We start from the raw sequence: 14385 nt of genomic DNA, 5'->3' as shown, positions 1-14385 counted from the left end.
ATATCTGGAAGGCGCGTGGCCGCCAGTCACCGCTTCCGTGCGAAGCCGGTCCTTAGAAAAGGGAATCGATAAATGTTCGATCTGACCGGCCGCAACGCGCTCGTCACTGGAGCAAGCGGTGGAATCGGCGAGGCCGTGCACGGGCGCTGCACGCGCAGGGCGCAACCGTCGGCCTGCACGGCACGCGTGTCGAAAAGCTCGAGATGTTGGCTGCCGAGCTTGGCGGGCGGACAAGACTGTTTCCGGCGAACCTCTCGAACCGCGACGAGGTCAAGGCGCGGGGCGCAAACGCGGAAGCCGAACTCGAAGGCGTCGACATACTGGTCAACAATGCCGGCATCACCAAGGACGGGCTTTTTATCCGCATGTCGGACGCGGACTGGGTCGCGGTACTCGAGGTCAACCTGACCGCCGTGGTCCGGCTCACCCGCGAACTGACCCATTCGATGAGGCGCCGCCGCAACGGCCGCATCATCAACATCACCTCCGTGTCCGGCGTAACCGGCAATCCGGTCCAGGCGAACTATTGCGCGTCAAAGGCTGGCATGATCGGCATGTCGAAATCGCTGGCGCAGGAGATCGCGACACGCGGCGTGACGGTGAACTGCGTGGCGCCGGGCTTCATCGAATCGGCCATGACCGACAAGCTGAACGACAAGCAGAAACAAGCGATCATGGCCGCCATTCCGGCCAGGCGCATAGGCACCGGCGTGGAAGTCGCCTCGGCTGTGGTCTACCTGGCCTCGAACGAGGCCGCCTACATCACCGGCCAGACCATTCATGTGAACGGCGGCATGGCAATGATTTAGCCTGAAAAGTTCAGTGCGCCCCGATGACGCGTATCAACAGTGGAGGAAGGTTCCCACCCAGATAGCTGTCGGTTGGTCTGGCAACTGACGAGCGGGTCGGTCGGGGCAACTGGCCGGGTCGAAGCCTCGTGATAAAGGCTGCCTTTGGGGCCGCGGCTAGACAAGCTCTTTGAAACGCATGCTTTCCTATCCATAGCATGGATGCATTCATCGAAACAAAGGATTTTGCCCATTCTGCAGAACGTCGCATAGAAAGATTTCAAAGATGTAAGCCAAAGGTAATTATCGATGTTTGTATTGGCTCCGAGCTGTATTTTTCTGATGTACGCCTTCCGGCGTGCTCGGAACACAACGGAGTCGCATGTTCATTGCGGCTAGTTTCTACGGTGACCTGCGCAAGCTACATCGAGCCGGCTCGATGCGACAAGCGTCCCCCTGCTAGGCGCTTCCCCAACAAAACAGCAACAAAGATGAGGTCTTTCCATGTGCTCTGACGTGCGGTGGAGGTTGTGCTGGGAAAATGAGTTGCAACAGGCCGATCATGTCGAACTCTCCGAGTTTTTCCGAAAGACCTACGGACCGACTGGGGCCTTCAACGCAGAGCCATTCGAAGGCGGCCGTAGCTGGGCCGGTGCGAGACCGGAGCTCCGCGCAATCAGCTACGACGCGCACGGCGTAGCGGCTCATATCGGCATACTACGCCGATTTATCAAAGTTGACGAGGTCGAGCTCCTGGTGGCCGACCTGGGGTTGTACGGGGTGCGACCGGATCTTGAGGGACAAGGGATCAGTCATTCAATGCGCCTTGTATATCCAGTGTTGCAGCAGCTTGGGGTTCCATTCGCTTTCGGCACCGTTCGGCACGCGATGCGGAACCATATGGAGAGGTTCTGCAGAGACGGCCTGGCGGCGATTGTGTCGGGCGTTCGTGTGCGGTCCACTCTCGCAGATGTGTATCTCGACCTGCCGCCCACGCGCGTCGAGGACGTGCTCGTCGTGGTTGTGCCGATTGGACGCTCGATGAGCGAGTGGCCATCCGGCACCCTGATCGTTCGGAACGGTCCGGAGCTATGAAACATCTTGAAGGTGCCGGGTGATGGCGCTGAGGCACCAGAGCGGCGGATTTTCTGCTGAGCTACTCGGACTGAATACGCGTTCCCATTCACGTTAGCTGTGGATAATAAGGCTGAATTAACATGCAAAATCTGCGCATCTAAGTCGATCCGAGCACGAGGTTGCGCGCGCACGGACTTTGCGGACCTCAATCGCCGTCACCCTGAAATCGACGAGGCATCGGCTATCCCAAAATTGGGGCTTGACGTTACGTAAGGTCCCATGTTTTCCGATGTGCGGGAACGGCTTCCAGTCTCATCCTAAGGGCGACGAAAATGAGGGGCAGTAATGGTGGCTGGCGAACCTAATGACGTGCGCGTCAAGCGGTGCGGTGGGGGATGGGTCGTTCATACTGTTGAGGACGGCAAACTGACAGTTCTTCGGTTCAAGACACAGTCTCCCGCCGAAAATTTCGCCGATGGCCAACGAGCCAGGCTCGGCCTTGCTGCCAAGCCGCCGATCGACGAACGCTGATATGCAACCGGATCAGGCGTTAGATGGCTGGTGAGCCCATGGTGCCGGCGGGAAACACTTTGCCGAAGGCCCACCTCAGTGCTGCTTGCGACCGTTCGGCTAGCCATATTCGCGATGATGGTTGGCACCGCTGCCGATGCGGAAGACGATGGCCTGCTTGATCGACACGGCGGCAAAGATCATGAAAAGCCAGGTCGTCAAGGACCCAGCCGCGGCGCTTGAGAAGGCAGCAAGAATTTGCAAGCCGCCACCGCAAGTAACCTGAGACAAGGGTCAGACATGCAAACCGCTGTTCGCCGATCAGCAGATGCGAGACATTGCGCCATCCCACGAAGGCCCACGGTGCCCAAGGCGCAGTGGGCATCAGCCTTTCGAAGCTGAGCGTCAGCAACTTCGTCGAGTCTTAGACTAGACGCTCTTCAGTGCCGAGCACGTTGCAACGGGGCGAAGAGGCTCGCACATCTGTGGAGCGCGGCTCACGCCCCGGAGACCAGGGCAGGAATGACCAAAGGCTCATCCGCCTCGTCAAGAATCGCGAAACTGTAACGGCCGTCTGTGTCAATATCGACGGAGTAGCTCAGGCGGTCGAGTATGTGGTTATCCTGGTCGAACGTGACGATCCGCGGCTTCAGCGAAGTGATATGCGCTTCGTCCAGGTAGATGGAGCTGCAGACGATAATCGGGTCGTCGGGCTGACAGGTGCGAGCCGCCGCTCCGTTGAGGATGCAGCACCGTGAACCGCGCTCGCCGAGGATGACATAGGTCGAAATCCGCGCACCGGAATTCTTATTCCATATCTCCACGAATTCCATCGGCAGGATCCCGGCTGCCTCGCAGTGGTCGGGGTCGAGCGTTATCGAACCATGGTAGTTGAGGTTCGCTTCGGTGACGTGAATGCCGTGCAGCTTGCCGGCCACTATTTTTCGCATTGGTTCTGTTGTCCTCATCATCATACAAGGTGAATCTTGGCAGCTGGTTCGCTCGGCTAAATTCCGACGACGAGGGCACCGCCGCTGAGGCCCGCGCCCGCCGCCGCCAGAAGAATTTTCTCGCCCGGCCGAAACGGCTGCATCCGATGGGCCAGCGACAGCGAGAGCGGGATCGTTGCGGCGGAAGAATTGCCATAGTCGGCGATCGTCTTGACGATCGCGTGATCGGCTATGCCTAGGTTCCTCCCGACCGCGTCGAAAATGCGGGCGTTGGCCTGATGCGGCACGAACCGATCGATATCCTGCGGCCGCATTTGGGCTGTAGCGAGCGCGTCCTCCGAGCAGGCAGTCATCATCTCGACCGCCTTGCCGAACACTTCACGGCCGTCGGTGATCGTCATGCGGATCTGCTCGAGATCGAGGTCGCCATGGAACGGTCTGTTGCTTCCTCCCGCCGGAATCTGGATCAGCCCGTAGCGCGAGCCGTCGGAATCCACCGAAGCGCCGAGAATGCCTCGATCCGGGTCATCGCACGGACCAATCACCACGGCGCCGGCGGCATCGGCAAACAGCACGGCGCTGGCGCGCTCGGCCGGATTGATGCGGCGGCTGAGGATGTTAGCAGCAATGACAAGGCTCGCTTTGCCGTGGAGGCGGGTAAAGCCTTCGGCAAGCATCAGCGCATAGATGAAGCCGGCGCAGGCACCGGTCAGATCGATCGCTCCAGCACGACCCAGTCCCAGCCGATGTGCGACCAGTGGCGCGCTCGGCGGCAGGAGGTGATCGGGTGTCGAGGTGGCGAGCAACAGCAGGCCGATGTCGCTCCGGTTGATGCCCGCATTTGCCAGCGCCATGTCGCCGGCATGCGCGGCAAGGCCCGACAGCGTGTCTTCGTCCGTTGCCCAGAAGCGCGACCGAATCCCGGTGCGCCGCTCGATCCAGCCGGGTTCAAGCCCGAGACGATCTTCGATTTCCGGGTTCTCCACCTTGCGCGCCGGCGCATGATGACCAAACCCGAGAATGCGCGACGACCGGCTCATGGCTTTGAGCCGAAGCGTTCGCCGGCCTCCTCGATGGCGTCATAGAGCCCGTCCAACTCGTCTCCGGTGATGCAATAGGGTGGCAGAAGATAGAGGACATTGCCGAGCGGGCGCACAAGCAGGCCGCGCTCAAGGAAGAATGCGCGCAGTTTTGGCCCGATTTCGGCCAGATAGCCGGCAGAGTCGGTACGCAGATCGAGGGCGGCGATCGTGCCGGTCGCCCGGCTGTCGGAGAAATATGGATTGTCCCGGAAGCGTTGAAGCCCGGCGGCCTGCTTCGCGCTCAGGGCCGCGATCCGCTCGGCCACCGGCTCGTCCTGCCAGATCTCGATATTGGCAAGTGCTGCCGCGCAGGCGATCGGATTGGCGGTGTAGGAGCTCGAGTGGAAAAAGGTCTTCTTGCGGTCCTCGGAATAGTGAGCCTGGAAGATGGCGTCAGTGGCAAGTGTGGCGGCCAGCGGGATGGCACCGCCGGTCAAGCCCTTCGAGGTGCACAGGATATCAGGAGATATGGACGCCTGCTCGCAGGCAAACATGGTTCCGGTGCGTCCCCAGCCGGTCATAACCTCGTCTGCGATCAAGAGCGTGCCGGAGGCCTCAGTGATCTTCTTCAATTCAGCCAGAACCGAAGCCGGATACATCAGCATGCCGCCAGCGCCGAGCACGAGCGGCTCGACGATCAGCGCGGCGACGCGCCGGTCACGGCTGACAGCCTCGAAACGATCCAGCGTTTCCTGCTCGCGGCCGGCGGCCGGGAAGGGGATGGTGTCGACCTCAAAGAGCAAAGGCTCGTAGGCGGCGTTGAACACGCCGCGGGCGCCGACGCTCATCGTGCCGATGGTGTCGCCATGGTAGCTGTGCTCCATGACGGCAATGCGCGAGCGCGGCGCGCCGAGGTTGCGGAAATAGCCGAGCGCCATTTTCAACGCGACTTCGACGGAGGTCGAGCCGCTGTCGGAATAGAACACCCGGTCGAGGCCGGGCGGGGCGAGGCCGACAAGCGCCTCTGCCAGCTGCTCGGCCGGCTCGTGGGTGAAGCCGGCGAAGATGATCTGGTCGAGGCTCGACGCGGTCGTCTCGATGGCCTTCATGATGCGGGGATGGCGGTGGCCATGGGTGACGACCCACCAGGAGGAAATCGCGTCCAGGATGCGGGAGCCGTCGGCCTTGTGAAGATAGGCGCCTTCCGTCCGGACAATCTCGGGGATTGCCGGCTCGAGCGCGTGCTGGGTGAAGGGATGCCAGACTCGAGACTGCGTCATCATTCGCCTCCTGCGATCGCTGTGAGGTCGAAGCCGGCAACCATCGCTTCCCTCAGCGTCTCACTTGTCAGCGGATCGAGAAGCGGCAGTCTGCCAAGCTGGCGCACGCCGCTGAATTCCACGATCGTCCTCTGCGTATCGGCCACCTCATCGCCGATGAAGGCGATGCCGATGAGCGGGATGGAACGGGCCCTGAGCGCTTCGATCGACAGCAAGGTGTGATTGATCGTGCCGAGCGTGGTGCGGGCGCACAGAATGACCGGCATCCGCCACTGTGCGAATATGTCGACGAACTTGGTGCGCCGGTTGAGCGGCACCATCAGTCCCCCGGCACCTTCGATGACGATCGGACCCGGCAAGTCCGGAAGCGAGAGCTTTGCCACGTCTATCGCGACGCCGTCGAGTTCGGCTGAACGATGCGGCGACAGCGGCTCCTTCAGGCGATACACTTCGGGCAGGACGCGCCCCATCGGCAGGCCGGCGAGCCGTTCCACAACCTCGCTGTCGGTTTCGCCGTCGAGGCCCGATTGCACCGGCTTCCAGTAGAAACCGTCGAGCAGGCCGGCGAGTCCTGCCGAAAACACTGTCTTGCCAATTCCGGTATCTGTTCCGGTGACGACGATGCGCTTGGTCATGTCGGCTCCGGTCATGTTTGGGCCAACACCTCAACGAGCGCCTCGACCATGGCGGAAATGTCGGCTGCGCCGACGTTGAGCGTCAGCGAAATGCGCAGCCGCGACGTGCCCTCGGGAACGGTCGGCGGACGAATGCCACGTATGTCGAAACCGCGAGCCTGCAATGCCGCCGCCACCGCCATGGTGCGCCTGTTGTCGCCGATGACAAATGGCTGGATCTGCGAGCCGCTGGGTACCACGCCGCAACGCTCGGCCAGTTGGCGGCCCGCGAAGGCAACGCGTTCCTGCAACTGAACGCGGCGCACGGGCTCGTCGGACAGCATGGCGAGCGCTTCGCGCACTGCCACTGCCATCAGTGGCGATGGCGCGGTGGCGTAGATGAATGGCCGGCAGCGATTGACGAGATAGTCGCACAGCGTTCGTGGTGCGGTGACAAGCGCGCCGGAGGCGCCAAGCGCCTTGCCGCATGTATGGAGCGCGATGATGTTGTCACGGCCCTCGAACGCGGCGGCCAGCCCCCGGCCGTCCGGCCCCCAGACACCCGTGGCGTGCGCCTCGTCGACCACGATGAATGCTTCATGCCGATCGGCAAGCGCGACGAGGCTCTCCATCGGCGCGCAGTCGCCATCCATGCTGTAGAGGCTTTCGACGGCGATCCAGACGCTGCCCATGCCGCCGTCGGCGCGCCAGCGGGTGATCGCATCCTCGACGGCATCGACGTCGTTGTGCGCGGTGAGCTTGAACTCGGCGCGGCCACCGCGGGCCCCCTCATGCATGCTGGCATGAGCAAGCTCGTCGAGGATCAAGAGGTCGCCCTTTTGCGGCAGCGTCGTCAGCAGAGCGAAGTTGGCGATGTAGCCGCTGCCGAAGAACAGCGCGCGCTCGGCTCCGAAGAACGCCGCCGCGTCCGCCTCCAATTGCTCATGCTCCGGTGCATGGCCGCGCAACAGCCGCGATCCGGTCGCGCCCACCGGCGTGCCCCGCGCAATCGCCGCCGCAACCGCCTCGCCAAGTCTTTTGGAGGCGGCAAGTCCGAGATAGTCGTTCGACGAGAAGTCGAGCCCGGCGCGCGGCACAAGTGTGCGCAGCCGGTCCTTGCGCGCCAGTCCCTGCAAGGTCGCGTCATAGCGGGCAAGTTGTGCCCCGTTCATTGCGCCCCGAGTTCCATCGGCTCGATGCCGAGACGGCGGAACAGAAGGCTATCCTTGTCCTCGCCCGGATTGTTCGCCGTCAGCAGCGTGTCGCCGACGAAGATCGAGTTGGCGCCGGCAAAGAAGCACAGTGCCTGCATCTCGTCGGTCATGGCGGTGCGGCCGGCCGAAAGCCGGACATGCGATTTCGGCATCATGATGCGCGCCAGCGCGATCACGCGCACGAATTCGATCGGCTCGATGGGTTTAGCTTCGGCCAGCGGGGTGCCGTCGATCGGGATCAGCATGTTGATCGGAACGCTTTCGGGATGCTCCGGCAGATTGGCCAGCGTCACCAGCATGTCGATTCGGTCGATTGGCTCCTCGCCCATGCCGACGATGCCGCCGCAGCAGACCTTGATGCCGCTGTCGCGGACATTGGCCAACGTATCCAGCCGGTCGGCAAACGTGCGGGTCGAAATGATCTCGCTGTAGTAGCGCTCCGACGTGTCAATGTTGTGGTTATAGTAGTCGAGGCCCGCCTGTTTCAGTCGAGCGGCCTGCTCGAGATCGAGCATGCCGAGCGTCATGCAGGTCTCCATGCCCAGCGCCTTGACGCCTTCGACCATCGCCACCACCGCATCCATGTCGCGCGCCTTGGGGTTTCGCCAGGCCGCGCCCATGCAATAGCGGGTGGCGCCGGCGTCACGCGCCTTGGTCGCCTCGGCGATGACGCGCCGGACCTCCATCAGCTTTGACGCCTTCAACCCGCTTTCATGATACGCCGACTGGCTACAATAGCCGCAATCCTCCGGACATCCGCCGGTCTTGATGCTGAGCAGCCGGCTGAGCTGGACCTTGTTGGGATCGAAATTCTGGCGATGCACGGTCTGCGCTTGAAACAGCAGGTCGTTGAAGGGCGCGTCGTGGAGCGCCTGGGCTTCCGCTCGCGTCCAGGGGGGAAGCGCCCAACCGATTGGATCCGAGGTCAGGTCTGGGCTGAGTTCGTTCATAAGGTCTTGTTCTCCATAATCTTCCGTCCTTGGCCTGGAGCGTTGCAGTGGATGCTGAAGACAAGGCGCATGCCAGCGGGAAGTCTTCTATCGAAACGCGTGAGCGGACTCTCCAACTGCTGCCCGCAGGCTCAACTCACGTCATCCGTGGGGATTACGGTTTCCGTTATTTTACTCTGAGCACAGGAATGCTCCTTTCTGATCGCGTCGCAGGATTCGGTGAAGGCGACGTCCAGCAGATAACCCAGAAGTTCCAGCCCGTGAGAGGCCGCCAACTGGCGCATCTCGTCGAGTCGGCAGATGATGACGCCAAGGGCTGCGACGCGGCTTTCTGTGCCTTGCTGGCCCGTCCCTCCCGCCTCCGTTGTTGAAGCGTGTCGCTTGGCGCCGAGAAGGCTTGCGTCGGCTGTTGGTGGAACCGGGGACGTGCTGACGCAGGTTAGCCTGCCACCAAAAGAGTTCCTGCGATCCCGGTTCATGTCCTCTCCATCAGTTCAGATGCCTGTTGCAATTTCGGTCGGCCGGCATGTCGAGACCGATGTCGAGAATGGGCGCGCTGTGGGTAAGCCAGCCGACCGATATGAGGTCGACGCCGGTCGCCGCAATTGCCGTGGCGCTCGCCCGCGTTACCCGGCCCGAAGCCTCGGTGATCGCGCGGCCACCGACCATAGCCACAGCCTGCGCAAGGTCCTCGACCGACATGTTGTCGAGGAGCACGGCGTCGACGCCCGCTGTAAGCGCGATCTCCAACTGGTCCAGCCTGTCGACCTCGACCTCGATCTTGACCATGTGACCTATGGCGCTACGCGCCCGCTCGATTGCGGTGCGGATATCGCCGGCAATGGCGATATGGTTGTCCTTGATCAGTACGGCGTCATCGAGCGCGAAGCGGTGATTGGCGCCGCCGCCCGCTCGCACCGCATATTTTTCCAGGACGCGCAGGCCGGGCGTTGTCTTTCGCGTGCACACGATCTTTGCGTTATAGCCGCGCACCGCGTTTACGAGCGTAGCCGTTGCCGTCGCGATGCCGCTGAGCTTGCACAAGAAATTGAGCGCCGTGCGCTCTGCGGTCAGCAAGCTGCGGGCCGGCCCGCTTACGATCGCAATCGTCTCTCCGGCCGAAACCTTACCGCCTTCAGGACACCGCAGCTGCATGCTGATCCCGGGATCAACCAGCAGGAAGGCAAACATGACCAAATCGAGCCCGGCAACAACGCCGGCCTGCCGGGCATTCAACGCCAGCGTCGCTTTGCAATCGGCGGGGATTATCGCATCGCTCGTGATGTCGCCGGCTCTGCCCAAATCTTCCAGCAGGGCGTAGCGCACGATGGGCTCCATGATGATCTGTGGAAGCGGTGCAAGTGAAGTCATGTCAACGGCTCCGTTCGGATGCTTGCCATCTGAGCGTGACGGCATTCTCAAAAGCTGTGCAGAGCGTCAGTCGCGAAGGGAGGGCGGCGGCATCGCGCCCGGGGAAATCGGACCGATAATGCGAACCGCGGCTCTCTTCGCGTCGAAAAGCTGCGATCGCCATCAACAGTGCCACCAGGGCCGGATCGGCCGCGGCCGTCTCGCCGACAGAGATCGGCAGCAGTGTCGCGACCGTGTCGCGCAATGATTTCCCATTCCGAACAATGCCAAGCGCATTGGACACAATCGGGCGAATAGGTGAAGGGTCGGGCCGGATGGGAACAGTTGCCGGAAGCCTAGGCCACTGCCAACCCGCAGAGGTAGCCGCGACGCTTTCAGCCACCCAGGCGGCGGTTGCAACCGCTTCGGTCAGCGAGTTGCTGGCAAGCCGGTTGGCGCCATGCAGTCCTGTGCATGCGACTTCGCCACAGGCCCACAGGCCGCTAACGGAAGTTCGCCCCTCGGCGTCAACGGCCACGCCGCCCATGTGATAGTGAGCAGCGGGACGCACGGGAATGGGTTCCACCGCCGGATCGATGCCGGCATGCTTGCAAATAGCGTCGATTGCCGGAAAGCGCCTTGCGAATTTCTGCCCGAGACAATGTCGGGCATCGAGATAGACGCCATGCCCGGCGGCGAGCTGATCCGAGATCGCCCGCGCAACTACATCGCGCGATGCGAGTTCTGCCCCGGGCGTGTCTGCCAGGAAGCGATGGCCGTGCTCATCGATCAGCACCGCGCCTTCGCCACGCACTGCTTCGCTGACAAGCGGCATTGGCCGGCGCGCAATGTCGAGGGCCGTCGGGTGGAATTGCACGAATTCGAGATCGGCTAGTTCCGCGCCAGCACAGGCTGCAAGCGCCAGGCCGTGCCCGAATGAGGAGAGCGGGTTGGTTGTATCGCAAAACAGGCCGCCTATACCACCGGTGGCCAGCACCACGCGGCGTGTGGGCAATGCGAACACGGCGCCATGCAGGACAGTCAGCAAGCCCACAATGCTGCCTTCCGCGACAACCAAGCGAAGCGCTGTCATGCCTTCCATGATCGTGATCGAACGGGTTCGCCGCGCCACGCCGAGCAGCGCCCGAAACAACTCGCGGCCAGTTGCGTCGCCGGCGGCGTGCACGATGCGGCGACGCGAATGCGCCGCTTCCAGGCCCAGCCGTAGCCTCCCGTCTAGCGACCGGTCGAAAGGAGCACCAAGACCAATGAGGTTCTCGACGGCTTGAGGTACGGCCTCTACCACCCGCCTGGCCATTTGTTCGTCGCAAAGCCCATCGCCGGCAGCAAGCGTATCGGCGAGGTGCAGGTCGGGGCTGTCGTCCTCCCCCAGACTCGCTGCGAGCCCGCCTTGGGCGAGCGTGCTCGAGGCTTCGGTTCCGAGCGGGGTCCCGGACAGAAGGACGACTGTTTGCGGCGCCAAGTGTAGCGCCGTCATGAGCCCGGCGATACCAGCGCCGATGATGACCGGCGCTCCGCCAATGTGATGGATGTTCGCCGTCATACAAAGAGCATGCGTTCCACGGCCCAGCGGGCCCGTTCAGCGACATGAGGATCGATCGTGACGACGTGGCGGTTCTCCTCGAGCGCGGTCCGGATGTTGGCGAGCGTGATGCGCTTCATATGCGGGCACAGATTGCATGGGCGCACGAAATCTACTTCCGGATGCTCGACCGCGACGTTGTCGCTCATGGAACATTCCGTCATCAGCACCACACGCGCCGGCCTATGCCGCGCGACATAGTCGGACATCGCCGCCGTCGAGCCGGCGAAGTCGGCTTCCGCGACCACTTCCGGCGGACATTCGGGATGGGCTAGTATACTGATGCCGGGATGGGTCTCACGCAGCTCGCGGATGTCGGCCGCCGTGAAGCGTTCATGCACCTCGCAGCGCCCTTTCCAGGCGATGATCTCGACTTTGGTTTGCGCCGCGATGTTCTTTGCCAGATATTCGTCGGGCAGCATGATCACGCGCGGCACCCGGAGCGACTTCACCACTGCGAGCGCGTTGCCCGAGGTGCAGCAGATGTCTGACTCGGCTTTCACCGCGGCGGAGGTGTTGACGTAAGTGACGACCGGAACGGACGGATATCGCTGCCGCATCAGGCGTACGTCTTCGGCGGTGATCGAGTCCGCCAGCGAGCAGCCGGCGTTGAGGTCCGGGATGAGCACTGTCTTGTCGGGATTGAGCAGCTTGGCTGTTTCTGCCATGAAATGCACGCCGGCGATCACGATCACATCGGCGTCGACTGTCATCGCCTTGCGGGCCAGCGCCAGGCTGTCGCCGACGATGTCAGCCACGCAGTGAAAAATCTCCGGCGTCTGGTAGTTATGCGCCAGGATGACCGCATTCCGCTGTCGCTTCAGATTCAGGATTGCGTCGATATCCTCGACGAAGACCGACCACTCGATCCGTGGGATAACGCGCCGAACGCGGTCGTACAGTGAGGCGCTCGAAGGCAGGACGGCGCTCATCGAGCCTCCAGTTATAGTCCACCTGATTATAAGACGTTTATAATCGTTGTGACTATAAGGGGTGTCAAGCCCGTGCGAGCGGTAATTTTGTGCCGGCCACAGGCCTCTCGTCGAGAATAGTATGGTGGAAGCGGTAGAGCTGCGCAGGCCGGCCGCCGGTCTCGGCGGTCGTCGCCCCGGTCTTCTCAACCAGTTCCTGCTGCTCTATGAGCCGGCGAAAGTTCGGCTTGTTGATGAGCCTGCCGGAGAGCGCCTCCACAGTTCGCTGTAGCTGCAAAAGCGTGAAGAGCGGCGGCATCAGTTCGAACACAACAGGCCGGTATTTGATTTTGGAGCGCAGTCGCGCAATAGCCGTTGCCAGAATGCGGCGATGATCGGCGATCATCGATCTGCCCGGCACCGAAGCGAGGATGGCCGAAACTCCGCCGCGCTTCGCCTCCTCCACCAGGGTGGCTTCGTAGAGCAGCTCGTAGCGCTGCAGCGCGAGCTCTTCGTTCCATGCCCGGCCGTCCAAGGCGAAGGCAACCGCCGCTCGCCGTCGGCGATCGAAGCGCGTCGCGCCGTCGTCCGCGCCGTCCGCCCATTCGATAAGGCGCGGCCGCAATTCTTCCAGCACTATCGGGGGCCTGCCGGAGCGATGATCCTCCCAGGGGAAATAGTCGTACCAGCTGGCCCAACTGCGCCTGCCCGAGGCGCCCGTATCTTCTTCGCGGGTGAGTGCGAGATAGCTGATCGAGATCACGCGCTGGTTGGCGCCGACCCGATCGCGATCGGCAAAGGTGTAGAGCTGCTCGATATAACCGAGAGGCTGACCGGTCTGCAGTTCCACCCATGCCCTGAGGCCCGACTGGAGCGAACGATGAGCGAGCTCAAACGGGCCCGAGGGAAGGGCGCCGCCCTCTTCGATGGTCAGAACACAAGGTCCAGCGTCGTTCACGGCAACGACGACTGCGATGAGGTCCGCGTTGACGTCGTTGGTCTTGCCTATGGCTCTGCCTTTCCTTGGTCCCTTTGCCTGATCCATAGTTCCTGACCTACTTGGCAGAGCTCCGCCTGTCTAAACCGATTTAGTTCTGTTCTTTATCATACCACTCGTCGCGTCAACACCACGCGCTCTGGCGATTTTACCTCTTCGCACCTCGACAAAAATATGCCAAACGCGACACTGGCCGTGGGTGACGCTGGGTGAGGAGAGACGTGGATTGAGCGCCGCAGGTGTCGTCAAGGCGATCACGCCGCCGAACATCCGTGCGCGAAAGGGCAGCACGCCGCTGGTCTGCCTGACGGCCTACACCACGCCGGTCGCAAGGTTGGTTGACGGCCACTGCGACATCGTTCTTGTCGGCGACAGCGTCGGCATGGTTCTCCACGGCCTTCCCTCCACGCTCAGTGTCACGCTCGATATGATGATCATGCACGCCAAGGCGGTTCGGCGGGGAATGGAGCGGGCGCTCCTGGTCGTCGACATGCCGTTCGGCTCGTACGAGGAAAGCCTAGAGCAGGCCTTCCGCAATTCCGCGCGCCTTATGGCGGAGACCGGATGCGCTGCGGTCAAGCTCGAGGGCGGCGCGACGATCGCCGAGACGATTCGCTTCCTCACAGCGCGCGGAATCCCGGTCATGGCGCATGTCGGCCTGACGCCGCAGGCGGTCAACGTGTTTGGCGGATATCGCGTGCAGGGCAGGGGCGAGGATGCCGAGCGCATTTGGCGCGATGCTCTTGCGGTCAGCGAGGCTGGCGCCTTTTCCGTCGTACTGGAAAAAGTGCCCGAACCGCTCGCCCGCCGCATCACCGAGAAAATCCCAATCCCGACGATCGGCATCGGCGCCTCGGCGGCCTGCGACGGGCAGATCCTGGTCGTCGACGACATGCTGGGCCTGTTCGGCGACTTCCGCCCGAAATTCGTCAAGCGCTATGTCGAACTGGGAGAGGCCGCTTCGGCAGCGATCGAGGCCTACGCGTGCGACGTGAAGGAGCGCCGGTTTCCGGCGGCCGAACATGTCTTCGGCGATGAACCGAAAGCCATCAAAGGAGGAGAAGCGACATGAGCACACCGATCGTCCGGACCGCCGAGTCGCGCAAATCCGTGGCGGCA

At 62.5% G+C, this 14385-nt stretch carries 13 protein-coding genes and 1 pseudogene; 4 read left to right on the top strand and 10 right to left on the bottom strand.

The features are described 5' to 3' along the window. Positions 1-72 precede the first annotated feature (72 nt). Positions 73-809, top strand: a pseudogene (fabG, locus tag EB230_RS31745) (3-oxoacyl-[acyl-carrier-protein] reductase). Between the two features lie 483 nt (positions 810-1292). Further along, entirely contained in the window at positions 1293-1883 is a 591-nt protein-coding gene (locus tag EB230_RS31740) for a NodA family N-acyltransferase (RefSeq protein ID WP_097576708.1), read from the top strand. A gap of 989 nt (positions 1884-2872) precedes the next feature. Here EB230_RS31740 and panD read toward each other — a convergent pair. From panD to bioB, 6 genes are read right to left on the bottom strand one after another with little or no spacing between them, the layout of a single operon-like run. Beyond that, positions 2873-3325 (bottom strand): aspartate 1-decarboxylase, encoded by a 453-nt coding sequence (gene panD / locus EB230_RS31735; protein WP_097576706.1) that lies wholly within the window; start codon positions 3323-3325, stop codon positions 2873-2875. 56 nt (positions 3326-3381) lie between these two features. After that, positions 3382-4365 (bottom strand): beta-ketoacyl-ACP synthase III, encoded by a 984-nt coding sequence (locus tag EB230_RS31730; RefSeq protein ID WP_172374855.1) that lies wholly within the window; start codon positions 4363-4365, stop codon positions 3382-3384. Continuing rightward, positions 4362-5627, bottom strand: a complete 1266-nt coding sequence (locus tag EB230_RS31725; RefSeq protein WP_109671403.1) for an adenosylmethionine--8-amino-7-oxononanoate transaminase — start codon at positions 5625-5627, stop codon at positions 4362-4364. The genes EB230_RS31730 and EB230_RS31725 overlap by 4 nt, the downstream gene beginning before the upstream one ends. Beyond that, positions 5627-6262, bottom strand: a complete 636-nt coding sequence (bioD, locus tag EB230_RS31720; protein ID WP_027056582.1) for a dethiobiotin synthase — start codon at positions 6260-6262, stop codon at positions 5627-5629. Before bioD ends, EB230_RS31725 begins: the two co-directional genes overlap by 1 nt. A gap of 11 nt (positions 6263-6273) precedes the next feature. Next, positions 6274-7413, bottom strand: coding sequence for an 8-amino-7-oxononanoate synthase (locus EB230_RS31715; protein WP_172374853.1), 1140 nt, complete (start codon positions 7411-7413; stop codon positions 6274-6276). Continuing rightward, complete coding sequence (gene bioB, locus EB230_RS31710; protein WP_172234422.1) at positions 7410-8405, bottom strand: biotin synthase BioB; 996 nt, start codon at positions 8403-8405, stop codon at positions 7410-7412. The genes EB230_RS31715 and bioB overlap by 4 nt, the downstream gene beginning before the upstream one ends. Before the next feature lie 47 nt (positions 8406-8452). Here bioB and EB230_RS31705 point away from each other — a divergent pair, with 47 nt between their 5' ends. Beyond that, on the top strand, positions 8453-8776 hold the full coding sequence (locus tag EB230_RS31705; RefSeq protein WP_172374851.1) for a hypothetical protein: 324 nt from the start codon (positions 8453-8455) through the stop codon (positions 8774-8776). A gap of 118 nt (positions 8777-8894) precedes the next feature. Here the strand turns inward: EB230_RS31705 and nadC are convergent, their stop codons facing one another. The 4 genes from nadC to EB230_RS31685 form a co-directional block, all read right to left on the bottom strand. Next, positions 8895-9776: a carboxylating nicotinate-nucleotide diphosphorylase gene (gene nadC / locus EB230_RS31700; protein ID WP_109671345.1), complete on the bottom strand. Its 882-nt coding sequence runs from the start codon at positions 9774-9776 to the stop codon at positions 8895-8897. A gap of 1 nt (position 9777) precedes the next feature. Further along, positions 9778-11319 (bottom strand): L-aspartate oxidase, encoded by a 1542-nt coding sequence (locus tag EB230_RS31695; RefSeq protein ID WP_172374849.1) that lies wholly within the window; start codon positions 11317-11319, stop codon positions 9778-9780. After that, positions 11316-12290 carry a quinolinate synthase NadA gene (gene nadA, locus EB230_RS31690; protein WP_172374847.1) on the bottom strand — a complete coding sequence of 325 codons (975 nt, stop codon included), beginning with the start codon at positions 12288-12290 and terminating at the stop codon, positions 11316-11318. The genes EB230_RS31695 and nadA overlap by 4 nt, the downstream gene beginning before the upstream one ends. 64 nt (positions 12291-12354) lie before the next feature. Further along, positions 12355-13314 carry a membrane protein gene (locus EB230_RS31685; protein ID WP_027056575.1) on the bottom strand — a complete coding sequence of 320 codons (960 nt, stop codon included), beginning with the start codon at positions 13312-13314 and terminating at the stop codon, positions 12355-12357. 178 nt (positions 13315-13492) lie between these two features. Between EB230_RS31685 and panB the strand changes: the two genes are divergently transcribed. Then, complete coding sequence (panB, locus tag EB230_RS31680; protein WP_027056574.1) at positions 13493-14338, top strand: 3-methyl-2-oxobutanoate hydroxymethyltransferase; 846 nt, start codon at positions 13493-13495, stop codon at positions 14336-14338. Positions 14339-14385: the final 47 nt, after the last annotated feature.

The organism is Mesorhizobium sp. NZP2234 (genome assembly GCF_013170765.1).
GTDB classification, from domain to species: Bacteria; Pseudomonadota; Alphaproteobacteria; order Rhizobiales; family Rhizobiaceae; genus Mesorhizobium; species Mesorhizobium loti_D.
The sequence above is the reverse complement of the archived record's forward strand: the minus strand, read 5'-3'. Positions and strand labels throughout refer to the sequence as shown.